Source organism: Chryseomicrobium excrementi, from assembly GCF_002798305.1.
GTDB lineage: Bacteria > Bacillota > Bacilli > Bacillales_A > Planococcaceae > Chryseomicrobium > Chryseomicrobium excrementi.
Map to the genome: position 1 here is coordinate 82,126 of NZ_PCGR01000003.1, position 15,490 is coordinate 97,615.

The 15,490-nt window shown below is 44.8% G+C and carries 19 protein-coding genes and 2 pseudogenes; 14 read left to right on the forward strand and 7 right to left on the reverse strand.

The features are described from left to right. Positions 1-49: 49 nt before the first annotated feature. Positions 50-943, forward strand: a complete 894-nt coding sequence (locus tag CQS04_RS09430) for a DNA-3-methyladenine glycosylase family protein (protein WP_133118818.1) — start codon at positions 50-52, stop codon at positions 941-943. Here the strand turns inward: CQS04_RS09430 and CQS04_RS13945 are convergent. Continuing rightward, a complete protein-coding gene (locus tag CQS04_RS13945; protein ID WP_425430241.1) occupies positions 940-1,098 on the reverse strand; it encodes a winged helix-turn-helix transcriptional regulator in 159 nt (52 codons plus the stop codon). The two genes, CQS04_RS09430 and CQS04_RS13945, sit on opposite strands and share 4 nt — an antisense overlap. On the opposite strand from CQS04_RS13945, the pseudogene CQS04_RS13950 reads away from it, so the two are divergent. The 3 genes and pseudogenes from CQS04_RS13950 to CQS04_RS09445 form a co-directional block, all read left to right on the forward strand. After that, a pseudogene (locus CQS04_RS13950) lies at positions 1,039-1,242 on the forward strand (VOC family protein); the annotation flags it as partial. The gene CQS04_RS13945 and the pseudogene CQS04_RS13950 overlap by 60 nt on opposite strands. Positions 1,243-1,263: 21 nt before the next feature. Beyond that, complete coding sequence (locus CQS04_RS09440; protein WP_100353909.1) at positions 1,264-1,791, forward strand: GrpB family protein; 528 nt, start codon at positions 1,264-1,266, stop codon at positions 1,789-1,791. 56 nt (positions 1,792-1,847) lie between these two features. Next, complete coding sequence (locus CQS04_RS09445; RefSeq protein WP_100353910.1) at positions 1,848-2,828, forward strand: zinc-binding dehydrogenase; 981 nt, start codon at positions 1,848-1,850, stop codon at positions 2,826-2,828. A 77-nt stretch (positions 2,829-2,905) separates the two neighbouring features. Here CQS04_RS09445 and CQS04_RS09450 read toward each other — a convergent pair whose 3' ends face one another. Genes CQS04_RS09450 through CQS04_RS09460 form a run of 3 tightly spaced genes read right to left on the reverse strand, consistent with a single transcriptional unit; the run spans position 2,906 to position 4,141 of the window. After that, positions 2,906-3,466: a GNAT family N-acetyltransferase gene (locus CQS04_RS09450; protein ID WP_100353911.1), complete on the reverse strand. Its 561-nt coding sequence runs from the start codon at positions 3,464-3,466 to the stop codon at positions 2,906-2,908. A 19-nt stretch (positions 3,467-3,485) separates the two neighbouring features. Beyond that, a complete protein-coding gene (locus CQS04_RS09455) occupies positions 3,486-3,944 on the reverse strand; it encodes a hypothetical protein (protein WP_100353912.1) in 459 nt (152 codons plus the stop codon). Then, positions 3,941-4,141: a helix-turn-helix transcriptional regulator gene (locus tag CQS04_RS09460; protein WP_100353913.1), complete on the reverse strand. Its 201-nt coding sequence runs from the start codon at positions 4,139-4,141 to the stop codon at positions 3,941-3,943. The genes CQS04_RS09455 and CQS04_RS09460 overlap by 4 nt, the downstream gene beginning before the upstream one ends. A 177-nt stretch (positions 4,142-4,318) precedes the next feature. Here CQS04_RS09460 and CQS04_RS09465 point away from each other — a divergent pair, with 177 nt between their 5' ends. Genes CQS04_RS09465 through CQS04_RS09480 form a run of 4 tightly spaced genes read left to right on the forward strand, consistent with a single transcriptional unit; the run spans position 4,319 to position 6,399 of the window. Then, the gene (locus CQS04_RS09465; protein ID WP_100353914.1) at positions 4,319-4,792 is read left to right on the forward strand and encodes an AAA family ATPase; all 474 of its coding nucleotides are present in this window, start codon (positions 4,319-4,321) and stop codon (positions 4,790-4,792) included. Between the two features lie 13 nt (positions 4,793-4,805). Next, positions 4,806-5,366 (forward strand): DUF4256 domain-containing protein, encoded by a 561-nt coding sequence (locus CQS04_RS09470; RefSeq protein WP_100353915.1) that lies wholly within the window; start codon positions 4,806-4,808, stop codon positions 5,364-5,366. 20 nt (positions 5,367-5,386) lie between these two features. Continuing rightward, positions 5,387-5,821, forward strand: coding sequence for a cytidine deaminase (locus CQS04_RS09475; RefSeq protein WP_100353916.1), 435 nt, complete (start codon positions 5,387-5,389; stop codon positions 5,819-5,821). Between the two features lie 2 nt (positions 5,822-5,823). Further along, a complete protein-coding gene (locus CQS04_RS09480) occupies positions 5,824-6,399 on the forward strand; it encodes a hypothetical protein (protein ID WP_100353917.1) in 576 nt (191 codons plus the stop codon). Between the two features lie 48 nt (positions 6,400-6,447). Here the strand turns inward: CQS04_RS09480 and CQS04_RS09485 are convergent, their stop codons facing one another. From CQS04_RS09485 to CQS04_RS09495, 3 genes are all read right to left on the reverse strand, one after another. Then, a complete protein-coding gene (locus tag CQS04_RS09485) occupies positions 6,448-8,088 on the reverse strand; it encodes a thiamine pyrophosphate-binding protein (RefSeq protein WP_100353918.1) in 1,641 nt (546 codons plus the stop codon). Positions 8,089-8,105: 17 nt separating this feature from the next. Beyond that, positions 8,106-10,874, reverse strand: coding sequence for a sensor domain-containing phosphodiesterase (locus CQS04_RS09490; RefSeq protein ID WP_100353919.1), 2,769 nt, complete (start codon positions 10,872-10,874; stop codon positions 8,106-8,108). A gap of 248 nt (positions 10,875-11,122) precedes the next feature. Continuing rightward, a complete protein-coding gene (locus CQS04_RS09495) occupies positions 11,123-11,566 on the reverse strand; it encodes a MarR family winged helix-turn-helix transcriptional regulator (RefSeq protein ID WP_100353920.1) in 444 nt (147 codons plus the stop codon). A gap of 104 nt (positions 11,567-11,670) precedes the next feature. On the opposite strand from CQS04_RS09495, the gene CQS04_RS09500 reads away from it, so the two are divergent. From CQS04_RS09500 to CQS04_RS09525, 6 genes and pseudogenes are all read left to right on the forward strand, one after another. Next, positions 11,671-12,087, forward strand: a complete 417-nt coding sequence (locus tag CQS04_RS09500) for an Ohr family peroxiredoxin (protein ID WP_094943824.1) — start codon at positions 11,671-11,673, stop codon at positions 12,085-12,087. Positions 12,088-12,314: 227 nt separating this feature from the next. Further along, positions 12,315-12,794 (forward strand): LytTR family DNA-binding domain-containing protein, encoded by a 480-nt coding sequence (locus CQS04_RS09505; protein WP_100353921.1) that lies wholly within the window; start codon positions 12,315-12,317, stop codon positions 12,792-12,794. After that, positions 12,784-13,197, forward strand: a complete 414-nt coding sequence (locus CQS04_RS09510) for a DUF3021 domain-containing protein (RefSeq protein ID WP_165775507.1) — start codon at positions 12,784-12,786, stop codon at positions 13,195-13,197. The genes CQS04_RS09505 and CQS04_RS09510 overlap by 11 nt, the downstream gene beginning before the upstream one ends. Before the next feature lie 12 nt (positions 13,198-13,209). Further along, the gene (locus CQS04_RS09515; RefSeq protein ID WP_100353923.1) at positions 13,210-14,139 is read left to right on the forward strand and encodes an ABC transporter ATP-binding protein; all 930 of its coding nucleotides are present in this window, start codon (positions 13,210-13,212) and stop codon (positions 14,137-14,139) included. Continuing rightward, positions 14,136-14,879, forward strand: coding sequence for an ABC transporter permease (locus tag CQS04_RS09520; RefSeq protein ID WP_100353924.1), 744 nt, complete (start codon positions 14,136-14,138; stop codon positions 14,877-14,879). The genes CQS04_RS09515 and CQS04_RS09520 overlap by 4 nt, the downstream gene beginning before the upstream one ends. A gap of 202 nt (positions 14,880-15,081) precedes the next feature. Beyond that, positions 15,082-15,351: pseudogene (locus tag CQS04_RS09525) on the forward strand (Ohr family peroxiredoxin); the annotation flags it as partial. Positions 15,352-15,490: the final 139 nt, after the last annotated feature.

Genomic DNA, 15,490 nt, shown 5'->3' on the forward strand with positions numbered 1-15,490 from the left:
TGCGGTGGGTTTTTTCGATTACACTGTAAAAAAGAAAGTGGGGATTCCAGTGAAGGGACAGTCAGTGATTTTAAACTGCCAAGATGATTACCGATTCGAGGAAAGCCTGAAGCTGCTCGGTCGCTCGCCTATAGAGGTCACCCACCATGTAAAGGACGGACGTGTTAGGAAGTGGCTGCCTTTATCTCGACCGCTACTTGTTCAAGTAAATCCAGTTGAGGCGGGTCTTCAATTGACGGCTTTAAGTGATGTAAGAAATGCCGAGCATTTAGAGGAAGCAGCTCGTTATGTTGAAATGTGGCTTGGTTTACAAGTAAACATTGAAGGGTTTTATCAACTAACTGAAGGGGATGACTTGTTACGACCTTTAGCGCAAGACTACAGAGGCTTGCGAATCGTTCAGATACCCGAGCTCTTTGAAGCACTGTCATGGGCCATTATGGGGCAGCAGATCAATCTGACGTTTGCTTATACGCTAAAGAAACGCTTTGTGGAACGGTACGGAGAAGGAATGGCTTATCAAGGAGAGATGTACTGGCAGTTTCCGAAACCGGAAGATGTTGTAAATGTTTCAGTTGAAGAATTGCAAGAACTGCAGCTGACGAGACGAAAAGCGGAGTATATTCTAGGTGTTGCGAAACTAATGATCACTGGCGAGCTTGAGAAAGCGCAGCTAGAGTCACTCAGTGATGATGGCCTTCGCCAGAGGTTACTAGCCATCCGAGGAATCGGTCCTTGGACAGCAGACTATGTGAGCATGCGCTGTTTTGGCCGCACCTCCGCGTTCCCGATAGGAGATGCAGGTCTTCATCAGGCTGTGCGGAAGCACTTGAATCTCGATAGAAAACCAACCGTAAAAGAACTCGAGACACTTGGTGCTCGTTGGCAGGGCTGGCAGTCATACGCCACCTATTACTTATGGCGAAGTTTAAGTACAAACTAGTCCATCATCAGGCTACCCCAAGAGTGCATCGCCTCTAAAAGTGGACGCAGCGTCAATCCTTTATCTGTAATCGAGTATTCCACTCGAGGTGGTACTTCATTTTCTGTATCCAAGATCCAGATATTGAAGGCATGGTCGAGAAAGTCGTCAAGCACGGCGGTAAGCAACGTATGCCGATTCGTGAATACTACCCGAACGAAAAGCCATATAAAATGGTGTACGTTAAAGATCCATTTGGCAACATTGTTGAGATCTATACACACAGCTATGAACTGACTTACTCGCAAGGAGCGTATTAAATCAACTAACGAGGTGGTAGTGTGAGGCACGTTGTAGTAAAACCCTATCAAGAAGAATGGCAACAGCAATTTCAACAAGAAGCCCAGACTCTTCACGACCTGTTTGGAAGTTTAGTTGTAGACATTCATCATATCGGGAGTACGGCAGTTCCAGGTCTTGCAGCAAAACCGGTGATTGATTTGTTACCAGTCGTAACAAACCTTGAGCAAGTCGATGCTTTCAATGCTCGGATGGAAGCACTCGGCTATGAGCCAAGAGGAGAGAACGGACTTCCCGGTCGGCGTTACTTTCAAAAAGGTGGCGACAATCGTACCCATCATGTCCATGTATTTGAAATGGGGAATCCGGAAATCGAGCGTCATTTGGTTTTTCGAGATTATCTCCGTGCACATCCTGAGGAAGCCTTGCGATACGGTGAATGGAAACTTCAACTTGCCCGAATGTATTCCACCGACATCTCGAGTTATATAGAAGGAAAACATGACTTGGTGCAACAACTTGAAAATCTGGCCACAGCTTGGAGAGCCCATAAGACAGAATCCTTGTAAATGAAAACAGGCAGGCGTATCCTTCCTGTAGTAGAAAACTCAAGGAGGCGTTGGAGATGAAAGCACTGTTGCTTGAAGAAAAAGGTTTATGGAAAGAGATGAAAGTGCAGGACATCGAGACACCGACACCAGGACCGGGTGAAGTCCTTGTCAAAGTCCATGCGGCGGGATTGAACCCGGTCGATTATAAGACAGGAACGAACGGCAACCCAAACTGGAGCTACCCTCACATCCTAGGACTTGATGCAGCCGGTACGATTGAAGCAGTCGGAGAAGGCGTGACGGAATGGAATCAAGGGGACCGCGTGTTATTCCACGGTGACTTACGCAAACAAGGTGTGTTTGCTGAGTTTGCAGTGACCACTGCGCACACGATCTCGCGAATTCCGGATGAAGTATCATTCGAGGACGCGGCTGCGTTGCCAACTGCCGCTTATACAGCGTATCAAGCGCTGTTCCGGAAGTTCCCGATGAACGTCCTGGATACTTTGCTGATCCATGCAGGAGCGGGAGGCGTCGGTGGATTTGCGATTCAGTTCGCCAAACAAGCGGGCAAAACCGTGTACTCGACAGCTTCTAAACACAACCATGAGTATGTGAAATCTTTAGGTGCGGACGAAGTAATCGATTACCGCGAGGAAGATGTAAAAGCACGTGTAATGGAACTGACAGATGGACGTGGAGTGGACGCTGTTTTAGATACAGTTAACCGCGAGAGTGCCACAAACTCCCTCGACTTGATTGCGTATGGCGGGCACTTGGCGCATATCGCAGGAGCACCGGACTACACACACATCACACCGTTCACACGCGTGATCTCGTATCATGAAGTAGCACTTGCTGCGAACCACCAACAGAACGATGTAGTCGCAGAGCGTGACCTTGCTCGAATCGGAGACGACGTACTGCATATGCTTGCAGAAGGTAAAATCAAATCACTTCTTGAGTGCACCATTACTTTAGAAGAGGTTCCACAAGCCTTAGAAGAACTTTCCGAGCGTCATGTGAAAGGCAAGATTGTAGCAAAACTGTTCTAATATTGATTACAATCCCTAAGTGATTCATTTTCAAAAATCAACACACAGTAAAAAAGCAGCTCTCCTAAGAGGGCTGCTTATTCTTTATCCAAAAATAAGGCCATACGGATCAGGCTATGGTAAGTGCCGTCTTCCATTTTGATGGCTTTTCGTTGAATACCTTCTTTGATGAACCCGACGCGTTCATACAGAGCGACGGCTGGTTGGTTGTCTGAAAACACATCTAAAGTTACTTTCTCAAGTAGAGGATTTCCTTGAGCCCACTGGATGAGTTGCTCTACCATGGCTCTTCCTAAACTTTGTCCACGCACTTCATGGAGTAAGGACATACTCATTTCTCCCTGATGTGCGATACGTTTCCGGTGCCCATTTTGAAAATTGAGAAACCCGACAACATGCCCATCTAGTTCTGCCAAGAGAGCTAGTTGGTGAGGATGCTCCATATAGGAGGCTAAGAACTGGTGTTGATCCTCCACCGTTTTCGTGAATTCTTCTCGCGTTGTCAGGAGATAAGGCGCTTCGTCCATAACGTCTTGAGTGTATGTAAGGACGGCCTGTGCATCATCTGGTGTTGCGGTACGAATCGTGACCGACTGCTGCGATGGTAAGAGAAGTGTAACTGGTTGAATGCTTCCCATTTGTTCACCCTCCTTAAAATCAATCTAGATCTTGTAAGTTTTTCGTATACGATCTGTGTAAAGACAGAACATGAACTCCAGAATAGAGCGCCGTAAGAAGAATCAAAAATCCTCCAAATTCCAACCATTCCGCAGGTGTAGAAGGGACGCTGATTATAAATAAGTAAACAATACAATATACCGCTACAAAGCCAAGGGTCTGCCCGATAATCTTCTTGAGCTCTTTGCTATAAGCTTTACTTGTGAATACCTCTGTATACTCCATACCTGAAAGTACATATCGCCCCATTAAATAAAGCAACACAATGCCAAGCCCTATCAATAGAGTAAATGAAGTATCTAAACTCACCATTTGTGCCACTACGATCATAACAATTGAATAGACGATAGATAAAACAGTTGCCTCTGCAAAAAATTGAAGTAAACGTTGTTGCTTGTACTCATCATTCGGTAAAAAAATAGTTAACCATGAATTCACTTTTCCTCAACCTCCCAAAATAATTCATCAAGTGTCTTTCCAAGCTCTTTAGCGAGAGCAATACATAATTGAAGACTTGGATTATACGTACCTTTCTCGATCAAACCTATTGTTTGACGAGTGATTCCAGTCTTCCTCGCAAGATCTGTCTGCGTGATGTTGGCAGCAATGCGAGCTGATCTCACATGATTTTTCATAAAATCCCCTTATCATTTGTAATATATATGTTGCGTATGCAATTTATATATTACATTCTCTGGTACATACTGTCAACAACCAAACGGAACCTTTTAAAATGTAGTCCTAGCTTCCGTGGGTAGTTGAACCCCTAAAAAAACAAGGGTAAAGTAGAAAGTAACAGATGGGAGGTTCTTATGACAGTAGTTTATTTGACAGGTTTATCAGGAGTTGGAACAACAAGTGCTTTAACAGGATTAAAACGGCTGGGCTACCAAACGATAGACACAGATTATGGAGACTATGTAACAGAAGTACCTCAAGTGACCGGTACGGCAAGATTATTAAAAGAAGATAAAATGGCTAAGTTGTTGGAATCTGCGGGTTCATCTCATCTCTTTATTTCAGGGTGTTGCGACAATCAATCAACATTTTATAAAGACTTTGATGTGGTCGTGTTGTTGAAAGCAGATCTTACAACTATGCTAAAGAGAGTTGAGAAACGGGACACGAACGATTATGGAAAAACGCCCGAGCAGCGTGCAGAGATTCTAGAAAATCACAGAACAGTATTGCCACTATTAGAAAAAAGTTCAGATGTCATTATTGATACTACAACGCAAAGTGTTGATGACGTTTGTAAGATTCTTGAAGGCTTATTAAAAAACTGAGAGGGGAAGTCGAATGGCACATCACAATCTATCTAATGAAGAGAGACGGGAGCTTTTGGGAACACTTCAATCCCGTTTTGAGAAGAACAGTGACCGGCATCCCGCACTTCCTTGGCAACAAGTTGCGGACAAGTTAGAAGAAAATGCAGAAGCTTTAGTAAGCCTCTATGAAATGGAACAATCCGGTGGCGAACCAGATGTTGTGTATTTTGATGAAGCATCAGGTGCGTTTCACTTCTATGACTGCGCGAAAGAAAGTCCAAAGGGACGTCGCAGCACATGCTTCGATCAAGCCGCACGGGAAGGTCGTAAGAAGTTTCCGCCAGAGCAATCGGCTGTTGAAATGGCAGAAGCGATGGGTGTAGAACTACTAGACGAAGAGCAGTATCGCTATCTACAAACTCTTGGCGAATTCGACCTGAAGACGTCCAGTTGGATTGCTACACCTGAAGCGATTCGAACGCTTGGGGGTGCTTTGTTTGCGGATCGTCGTTACAACACAGTCTTTGTATACCACAACGGAGCCGATTCCTATTACGCGGCACGTGGCTGGCGTGGAATATTGAAAGTTTAGAAATGTACAGGGGGATTGAGATGTTACACACTAGACCATTAGAAGAAATAGATTATGAATTAATACGTGCAGCAGAACGTGTCATTGAAACGAACTACCGCTATGGTCGCCATCACATCGGAGCTGCTGTGTTGACGACTACAGGTAAGATTCATGCAGCCGTTCATGTGGAGGCAAATGTAGGCAGGATTACGGTTTGTGGGGAAGCCATGGCAATCGGGAAATCGATCTCTGAAGGCGATCATGAATTCAAAACCATCGTAGCCGTCGCGCATCCACATCCACATGAAACGATGGATAGCTGCTGGGTGGTCGCGCCTTGCGGCATGTGCCGGGAACTGATAACGGATTATGGCCCGGATACAGACGTCATCCTCTCGTATCAAGGGGAGCTCGTGAAATGCCGCGCGATGGAGTTGTTACCTGAGAAGTACACAAGTGACTTGGAGGAATAAAGATGAAGAAAGCAGAACGTATGGATGAAGCGCTAAAAACGTACGGCACACAACTTACCAGTAACGAGCTTTTTCCTTTGATTCATGAGATTTTTGGGATGGATCTGGACCAAGTACCTCTCCTACAAGCTTCTTCTCAAAAGGCACGCCACGTAGTGGACCAAGAACTTACACAAAGACAAGGTAATCTTACTGGAAAAGGGATTCGCCAGTTCATAAATGAACTGTTTGGAGTGAATCTGGAAGCCTTATCTGCGTTAGAAGGAGCAGGAATTTCCTTATACGCGAAAAGACGCTGGGTCATTGCAGAACAGGCGGACTGCTTTGTGGTGTATTCGGGAGACGGGGACCGGATTACTCGAGTGTTCATCACACCAGTTTACAAGGAGAGGACAGGTAGGCTCTCGGCACCGAAGGCGATGGTAGAGGCTTTCTTGAAAATGGGGTACACCGCCAACGCGAGTCACTCGAGCTTTTATTATGAAAGTGCAGAAGATGCACCTGTACCGGATGCGTTTAAAGGACAAACAATCGGAACGCTTTTACAGCACATGCCTCAACGTGAAGTTCATAACTAAACAAATAAGCCTCTGCGGACTCTTGATAAGTTCACAGAGGCTTTTTAATTATTTTCCGAACGAAGATAAGAACTTCACACGGTCTCCCATTGGAGGAGTGCTGTTGTCTTTTAAGAAGACTTCGAGAACAGCTGGCCCGTTATGAGACAGTAGCTCTTGGACGCGTTCTTCTGTTAGGTCTTCCATCTCACTCACACGGTGGCTTGGAATGCCCATTGCAGCTGCCATGGCACTGATGTTCACCGGCTGTTGTTCGAACGAAGTATGCGTACGCTTGAACTGCAAGTTGTGACCGTGATACACCATGCCAAGACGCGCGTTATTCATAACGACGAACAAGATCGGCAAGTTGTATTCCTTCGCCGTCAATAGCTCCATACCATGCATGAAGAAGCAGCCGTCTCCCGTGATACAAACGACCGGACGTTCTGGTTCTGCAAGCTTCGAGCCGATAGCTGAACCGATTCCGCTACCCATCGCACCAAAGTGGACGTTGATTTCATACGTATAAGATTCTTTGACTTCTAAATGGTTGATCATGTAGGACATGAACTCTCCGATATCGATCGTGTAACGAGTCGAAGCAGGAAGCACTTGTTGTAATGCGAGTAATACATTTTTCGTCGTGTACTCCGAGCCACCTTCAGATGGGGCTTGCTTTTTCACGTCGACTAGAGCAGGTGAAGCTGAGCCTTTACGCGCTTTAACAGCTTCAACAAGTGCTGGAACACTCAACGTGATATCGCCAAGCACAGCTTCGTTGACTGTATATTTTCTATTGAACACCGAAGCATCGAAGTCGAGCTGTACAGTGAACCGGTCTTGTGTGATAGCTGCATTGTAGTTGTTTGTAGCCGTTTCGCCTAAGCTAGAACCTATGATCAGCGCTACATTGTGCGCGTCTCCTGAAACCAGTTCTGAAGCAGCTTCATGACCGGCAAATCCGTAGACACCAACCACCAGTGGGTGACTAGCTGGTAAATAGCCTTTTGCTTGAGGTGTCGTGACGATTGGCCAATTTAAAGCCTCAGCCAGTTCGAGTACAGCAGGGACGGCATTGCGAATCCCTTGTCCAGCTAAGATGTAGCCGCTCTCACGGGCAATCAGTTCATCCGCTACACGGTCAAGGACGTCCGCATCCGGAGTAATCAAGTTACGCTCTGCAGCAGCAGGGAGTGTCGCATCAGGTACTTGTTGGTGTTGTACGTCGATTGGTAGAGCGATGTGAACTGGTCCCGGAACACCTGAAAGGGCAATTTCAACAGCTTTCGTGATTTCCTCAACGACATTCGCGACATCGTTCACCGTAGTGCTGTACTTCGTCACCGGACGAAAAATCGGTTCGGCATCCAGTTCTTGAGAGGCGTTAAGACCTAGCGTGCTGACAGGAACAGCACCTGTTATGAATACGACTGGCAAGTGCTCGCGCATCGCGTTTGCTGCACCCGTAACCAGGTTTGTACCACCTGGTCCACTACATGCGATACAGACCGCTAGGTGGTTCGTGTATTTTGCATAGGCTGCGGCCATATAGCCGGCAGCTCCTTCATGCTTTGTCACGACTGGAGTAATGTCATCCATCTGAGTCAACTCGTCAAAAAAAGCATTGACGGATCCTGCAGGAATTCCAAACATATGCTGGATACCGTTCTGCTTTAAAACATCTAATACGATACGTGCTGCTTTCATTACTGAATTCTCCTCACTTACGCGTATTTGGTGTAAATCTCTTCGGGTGGAATCGGTCTACTGAAGTAATAGCCCTGCATCAAGAAGCAATCTTGTTGCAGTAAGTAATCGGCTTGTTCCTTCGTTTCAACCCCTTCTGCAATGACTTCTAAGCTAAGGTTTTGTGCGAGTGTAATGATCGTGTTGGTGATAGCGGCATCGTCTTTTACCATCAAGTCAACGAAAGACTTATCGATTTTTAATTTGGAAATCGGCAGATTGCGCAGATAGCCTAGAGATGAATATCCCGTACCAAAATCATCGATGGCAATCTTGATACCGAGACTTTGCAGCTTTTCCATGGTCTGTAGCGTTTGAACCGTGTTCTTCACAATCAAGTTCTCTGTCAGTTCCAGCTCCAAATACTCGGGTGCGAGTCCGGTATCGCTTAAGATGCATTCAATCGTCTTAAACAACTCCTGGTGTTCAAATTGATGGACGGATAGGTTTACAGATAAACTCGGGAGTTTCAGTCCATCATCGTGCCACTTCTTCATTTGCGTACAAGCTGTGCGCAGCACCCATTCTCCAATCGGTACAATGAGTCCCGTCTCTTCAGCTAGTGGAATGAAGCGGTCGGGTGGAATGAATCCATGCTCTGGATGGTTCCAGCGAAGGAGTGCTTCTACACCAACGATTTGATCGGTCTTGTAATTGATCTGTGGTTGGTAATGCAGGTACAATTCATTTTTTTCGATAGCCCGGTACAGATCGTTTTCAATCCGAATGGTTTCGTACGAGCGAATGTCCATCTCTTCACTAAAGAAGTGAAAGCTCGTTCCCGGACGCTCTTTAGATTTGTACATCGCGGTGTCGGCATTCTTAATAAGGACTTCCGCCGTTTCTCCGTTTTCTGGGAACAGACTGATTCCAATACTGGTCTTGATGTACATTTCATGTTGGTGCAGTTGGAACGGCTCATCAAAGACCGCATCGATACACTTGATGACTTTTAAGATGGCACCTTCATCTTTCACGAGAGGGAGGAAGATGGTAAATTCATCCCCACCTTGTCGGGAGACCGTCGCACCTTCTGGCACACAGGTCATCAGACGTGTCGCAACTTCTTTCAATAGAAGGTCTCCGTAACTATGACCGAGGGAATCATTGACCACTTTGAAGCGGTCTAAGTCTAAGAACAGAATCGCGGCTTTTTCTTCATTCTTCTTCGCGTACTTGAGTCCTTGAGTGATGCGGTCCATCAACAGCACGCGGTTCGGCAAATCGGTCAGGCTATCAAAATACGCATAGTATTTGATTTTCTCTTCCAGCTGCTTCCGTTGTGAAATATCTTTGAACGTGATTACTTCGCCCACAATCTCTTGATTCTCTTTGATATGCGCCGTTACATATTCCACAGGGAACGTGGAGCAGTCTTTACGATAAAACACTTTATATTCTTCAAAATACGAATCGTTTGTATCCGTGGTCGCTTCACGTTCTATCGTTTGTCCATTCATGATGACATGCACAGACTTACCGATCAGTTCGCTTTCGGATTGGTACCCAAGCATCAGTGCACCTGCCGGATTACAGAATGTAATATTACGGTGTAGGTCTAAACCGAAAATTCCTTCACCTGCCGAATTCAAAATCAATTCTTTCTCGCGGCTCAAATGCTGAAGTTCTGATACGACATGTTGAAGTTCTTTGTTCTTCTCCAATACTTCCGAAGTCCGTTCTTCAATAATGATGTCTTGCTTTTCCATGTACAGTAAATGCGACAGGGCAGAAGCCATCGTATCAATGATAGACTGGGTCAGTTGCAGCTGGCTCTCGGTGTAAAGAGGTGCCTTTTCTTCGAGAGTGACAATGGATATCTGACCGAGGACTTCTCCCATCGTGATGATCGGGAACATAACCAGGCCGTAGATCCCGAAGTTGCGGCACAAGTTATGGTCGGGACGAGGGTCTTTGAAGACATCTGGAATAAAGATGTAGGTTTTTGTCTGAACCACTTCTTGTACCAGAGCATCAGTGTTCTCATCGAAGTCCAATTCTTTATGTGTTTCCAACCATTTTTCTTCCGTCCAGTCGCTGTCTTTGCTTAGTCTGGCAGGTCTGATTCGTTTTTGTGCAATGGGATCTAGTAAGTGCACGCCGATATTTGGGTTGTCGAGGACACGCTGGATATAGAAGAAACAGCTATCAAAGCATTCCTGTAATGTTGTGTACATCGACAGGTCTCGGGATACATCCAGAAGCAATTGCTTCTCGTTTAGCAGTTTTTCTTTTTTGGTTAGATTGGTGGCGTTTTGAATCGCAACTGCAGCCATATTGACGTAGGCTTCAACTGCTTGAATCTCATCTTCTGTTAAATTCATGGGGGTGCCATAGTCAAACAAGAAGACAAGACCAAATAGCTCGCCTTCGTAGGAAATCGGCAATGCTAAGAGAGACTTGATTTTGAATGCTTCTACTGCACGAGGATCCGGACGGTTGTCTTTCGAGGTATCAGGGATATAAATCGTTTTCTTAGTTTCAATGACTTCTTTTGCTAATCGATCATAATGGGTATCAATGACATGCATATCTAGTGTACGCCCATTGATAATTTCAGGCTTCCCGACATATCCTCGGAACGTGCCGTCTGGTTGAGGGAGATAGATGCCGACAGAGTCGCAGCGCATGATTTCTTCTGAAATGGCCAATGTGACTTGCTCCATGACTTCGCGTAAATCGAGCTTCATGTTGATCATTTTCGTGATGTTGGCAAGGCGAGAATACCTCGAGTGATCTTGGGACATGTTACAAACCTCCTAACAATTAGATATAGGTCTAAGATTTCAAAAATCTGCTTTTTAGTCACTGACAACTAATCATATATATTCATATTAACAGGTAAACGCCATTTTATTGCAATAATATTCGAAAAAAATATGGTCTGTTAGATACAGTTGTCGAAACTAGGGCAACAGGGTCTAATTAACTATCTTTAGTCCTAGGTAAATAAAAAAACTTCGAATCCAAAGTGAATTCGAAGTAGGTGGATGTTTCAGCATGTTGCATCGTCGGTTAATCCAAGTTTTATGGACAAATCGGTGAGCATGCGCTGATAAGCAAAATATTCATTTTCATTGAGACCGAGGACCTCAGCAAGTTGTTCAGGAATCGACTCAGCTTGCTTTTGAAGTGCTCGGCCTTCACCTGTTAGCTGGACAACAAGCTGCCGTTCATCCTGAGGGTTGCGTGCTTTTTCAAGGTAGCCTTGCGAAATAAGTTTATTGACGAGTGGGGTAAGGGTACCTGAATCAAGATGGAGTCGTTTGCCGATAGTCTTCAAAGACACCTGATCTGTCTCCCAAAGGACGAGCATGACCAAATACTGCGGGTAAGTCAGATGCAGCGGTTCTAATAAGGGACGGTAGCGTTTTGTGATCTCTTTTGACACAGCATAAAACGGAAAGCACAGTTGGTTGGATAGATGTAAAGCTTCCATAAACAAATCCTCCTTGTGCATATTCATTGCAAGATTATTTTTATTGTGTAAAATTAAATTGTGTACAACTTAATTATATCAGAAAATTCGAGGAGGAACTACTCATGCAAAAACTATTTACTTCAACTGCAACAGCGGTCGGTGGCCGTCAAGGACGCGTCACTTCTGAAACAGGAACTTATGACTTGAACCTAGGCATGCCAATGCCAGGAGTGGATATGACAGGGAAGACAACACCGGAAGAATTGTTCGCTGGTGCGTACTCGGCTTGTTTTGATTCTGCTTTGAACATTGTAGCGATGCAGAAGAAAGCGCAAATCGCCGGTTCTGAGATCACTTCTCACGTGTCACTCAATAAAGGTGACGCAGGATACGCGATTTCTGTAGAGATGATTGTGACAATCCAAGGTGTCGATCAGGAGACTGCTGAGATGCTAGTCCATGAAGCGCACCAAATCTGTCCATTCTCGAATGCAATCCGCAATAATGTGAATGTGGACTTTACAGTTAAAACTGCATAATCAGATACTCTATGGTCGAGTAAGGGAAATCCCTTACTCGATTTTTTTATTCCAAGAAGACTTGCTTTAGGAAGGACACTACATAGAAATGGCGAAAGCTACTAAAGGTGTTTTGCACCTGAGACATCGAATTCTGCAACTTAGACATGTACAATGGCATTTCAGACACTACATACACTATCTGCATTTATTCAGACTTAAACTATGAAGTAAGAAAGGGAGGCCCAATGAAAATCAAAATTGACATTGATCCTCAGAATGAGGACACACCTGTGATTACTATCCAAGCTCAAGAATGGTCCACCGAGGTGGAAGCTATCATTCGCCATCTCAAAGAATTAGAGACAGCAGAGACTGCACCCAAACGACTTGTAGGAACAGATGGGGAACGGTCGGTCATTTTGCAGCCACAAGATATCGATTTTGTGTATTCGACCAACCGTAAAGTTTATGCGCAGACAGCTGAAGGAATTCTTGAACTCAAATTGAAGCTCTATGAATTAGAAGAGTTTTTAGGGACCTTTGGGTTCATTCGATTCTCGAAGTCGGTTATCGGGAATGTGGATCAAATCAAACGATTTGAACTGTCTTTCAACGGAAACCTTTGTGTTTTTTTCAAATCAGGCGCTAAAGAATATGTGACTCGAAGTTATGTACATCATCTTCGCAACCAATTGATTGAAGGGGGTGGGAACCGTGATAAGTAATATCATTGTTCGAATTTTTGGTGGCCTTGGTGTCGGAGGTTTGCTCACGTTGATAGTAACCTGGTTGATGTTTGACGGCATGGAAATGGTTCCTGCGCGGATGCTTGCCCTCAATCTGTTTGGTAGTATGCTGATTGGTGCCTATTTCAGTGTATCGGCATTATTATTTGAAATCGAGGACTGGAGTATGTTGAAGCAGACGGTGGTGCATTACATGGCATCTTTAGTTGCACTTTTTCCGGTTTTCACCTGGCTGACAGGATGGATTCCTTTGCAACCGCAAGCACTTCTAATAGGCTGGTTGTTTTTCACAGGAACGTATCTTCTCAACTGGATTGGTTGGTATAGCTACTTCAAACATTTGGAGAAGCGTATGAATCAGTCCCTTCGAAAACGAAATTAGGGAGGAAATGAAATGATTCAGCTACATGCAATCGAAAAACTCTACGGGAAGCAGCCAGCCCTTCAACAGATTGATTTGACGATACCCAAGGCTAGCAGTTTTGGCTTGGTGGGTCCTAACGGTGCTGGCAAATCTACGCTGATGAAGATTTTAGTTGGTGTTATTGAAGACTACAAGGGACAGATTAAGATCGACTCCGCACCTTATGTAGGCAACCAGACAGCTATGAAGCAGCGTATAGGATACGTCCCACAAGATATCTGTTTAGAAGAGACATTGACTGCCCGAGATAATCTAATCTTGTTCGGACGCTTATATGGAGTCAAAGGAAAAAAACTTCAAGAACGTATAAATGCAGTGCTAGAGCTCATAGGTTTGAAAGACCGTGAGAAGTCCCTTGTTTCTACTTTCTCAGGTGGAATGAAGCGTCGCTTGAACATTGGATGTGCACTTCTCCATGATCCAGACATCATGATTTTAGATGAACCAACGGTTGGTGTAGATCCTCAGTCCCGCAGAGCGATATTTGAGATGATTCATTCTTTCAAGAACAACGGAAAGACTGTGATCTATTCAAGTCATTATATGGAGGAAGTGGAACAGCTCTGTGACCATATAGGATTTATTGATCGCGGTGTAGTGATCGAACAAGGAAAATTAAGAGATGTTTTAGCGCGACATAGGCAGTCTTCAATTTATGTAGAAGGGAAGGGGATATCTAAACAACTGTTAACTGGGTTTGAAGGCGTGACTGAACACGAAGAAGGCTACTTAATCGAGAGCCAAACGCCATTGCAGACTTTAGAGGCAGTGACATGCCATTTAGCAAAAAAAGCTATCCTACCAGCACGGCTAGAGCTGAGTCAGGCAAAACTAGAAGACATATTTATAAAATTGACCGGTACCCCTCTTCGGGATAACGGATGGGAGGCCCAACAATGACAGCAATCGCCTTGATGGAACTGAAAAAGAAAACAAAAGACAAAGGATTATGGTTTTGGACATTCCTACTCCCTATCATTTTTATTGTAGGATTTATCACCATCTTTGGAGAAAGTATGGGGGCTGATTCGGAGCAACTCGTGGTCCAAATTGTTCCGGGTTATACCGTCATGTTTTCATTTTATATCATGATTTCAATTGTCATTGCCTTCATCAAAGACCGAGACAGCGGTATGGCGGCTCGACTTGCAAGTACTCCCCTGAGTCATCTTAAATACTTTTTAGGAAAGTGGCTCCCGTTTGTGGCAGTGGTGTTGCTTCAAATTGTTATTTTATTTGGCTTCGGCGTTGTAGCATATAACCTGCCACTCGGTGATCCATTGGCTCTGACTGTGCTTTCCATCGGACTGGCATTTGTAGCAACAGGCTGCGGGATGGCTATGGCGGTCCTTGCCAAGACGGAGAATATGGGGATTGCTCTCACGCAAGTCATTGCGTTAGGTGGTGCCATGCTCGGTGGCCTTTGGTTACCTGTTGAGTTTATGCCAGACGTTTTGCAGTCTATTGCAAGACTCTTGCCGCATTACTGGGCGCTGGAAGGGTTCAAAATCGTTTTACTCGAAAAAGGAACTATTAGCGATATCTGGCTTTCTCTAGTTATTCTAGTAGGGTTTGGTGCAGCATGTAGTATGGTGGCGTTGCTAGCTTATCCACGTTACTTACGACTTGCGAAAAGTTGACGAAGCTAGGCTCAGTGCACCTTGTTAAACAAATTAAGAATCTTTTTAAACCAATTCGGAATTCTATTTAGAGAACTCAAAGTCTCTTGGTTCAAAATTCTCTTTTGGAAATTCAATTTGTGCATTTAGGAGTGAAAAACCTCGATCCTTGGAGAAAGGACAGAGGTAATAAATTCAAACTGTTATTTAACCTGATCAATATTACGGTGCGTACTCGGCTTGTTTTGATTCTGCTTTGAACATTGTAGCGATGCAGAAGAAAGCGCAAATCGCCGGCTCTGAGCTCACTTCTCACGTGTCACTCAATAAAGGTGACGCAGGATACGCGATTTCTGTAGAAATGATCGTGACAATTCAATGTGTCGATCAAGAGACTGCTGAGATGCTAGTCCATGAAGCGCACCAAATCTGCCCATTCTCGAATGCAATCCGCAATAATGTGAATGTAGACTTTACCGTTAAAACTGCATAATGTGGTCAAAGAGCCCCCGGAGATCCGTTCTCTGGGGGTTTTTGCGGGTTGAGCGGTCATTCTTCTGCAAGAGGAGGTGTTTGTTCTGCAAAGGGCTACTCGTTGTTCTCCATGCGAAGGGGTTTCTTCTACATGGGAG

What these genes read in the sequence shown, in the direction of transcription:
- CQS04_RS09445 (WP_100353910.1), top strand. Translation starts at nt 1,848, where the DNA reads ATGAAAGCACTGTTGCTTGAAGAAAAAGGTTTATGGAAAGAGATGAAA.
- CQS04_RS09450 (WP_100353911.1), bottom strand. Translation starts at nt 3,466, where the DNA reads ATGGGAAGCATTCAACCAGTTACACTTCTCTTACCATCGCAGCAGTCG.
- CQS04_RS09460 (WP_100353913.1), bottom strand. Translation starts at nt 4,141, where the DNA reads ATGAAAAATCATGTGAGATCAGCTCGCATTGCTGCCAACATCACGCAG.
- CQS04_RS09465 (WP_100353914.1), top strand. Translation starts at nt 4,319, where the DNA reads ATGACAGTAGTTTATTTGACAGGTTTATCAGGAGTTGGAACAACAAGT.
- CQS04_RS09470 (WP_100353915.1), top strand. Translation starts at nt 4,806, where the DNA reads ATGGCACATCACAATCTATCTAATGAAGAGAGACGGGAGCTTTTGGGA.
- CQS04_RS09475 (WP_100353916.1), top strand. Translation starts at nt 5,387, where the DNA reads ATGTTACACACTAGACCATTAGAAGAAATAGATTATGAATTAATACGT.
- CQS04_RS09480 (WP_100353917.1), top strand. Translation starts at nt 5,824, where the DNA reads ATGAAGAAAGCAGAACGTATGGATGAAGCGCTAAAAACGTACGGCACA.
- CQS04_RS09485 (WP_100353918.1), bottom strand. Translation starts at nt 8,088, where the DNA reads ATGAAAGCAGCACGTATCGTATTAGATGTTTTAAAGCAGAACGGTATC.
- CQS04_RS09490 (WP_100353919.1), bottom strand. Translation starts at nt 10,874, where the DNA reads ATGTCCCAAGATCACTCGAGGTATTCTCGCCTTGCCAACATCACGAAA.
- CQS04_RS09495 (WP_100353920.1), bottom strand. Translation starts at nt 11,566, where the DNA reads ATGGAAGCTTTACATCTATCCAACCAACTGTGCTTTCCGTTTTATGCT.
- CQS04_RS09500 (WP_094943824.1), top strand. Translation starts at nt 11,671, where the DNA reads ATGCAAAAACTATTTACTTCAACTGCAACAGCGGTCGGTGGCCGTCAA.
- CQS04_RS09505 (WP_100353921.1), top strand. Translation starts at nt 12,315, where the DNA reads ATGAAAATCAAAATTGACATTGATCCTCAGAATGAGGACACACCTGTG.
- CQS04_RS09515 (WP_100353923.1), top strand. Translation starts at nt 13,210, where the DNA reads ATGATTCAGCTACATGCAATCGAAAAACTCTACGGGAAGCAGCCAGCC.
- CQS04_RS09520 (WP_100353924.1), top strand. Translation starts at nt 14,136, where the DNA reads ATGACAGCAATCGCCTTGATGGAACTGAAAAAGAAAACAAAAGACAAA.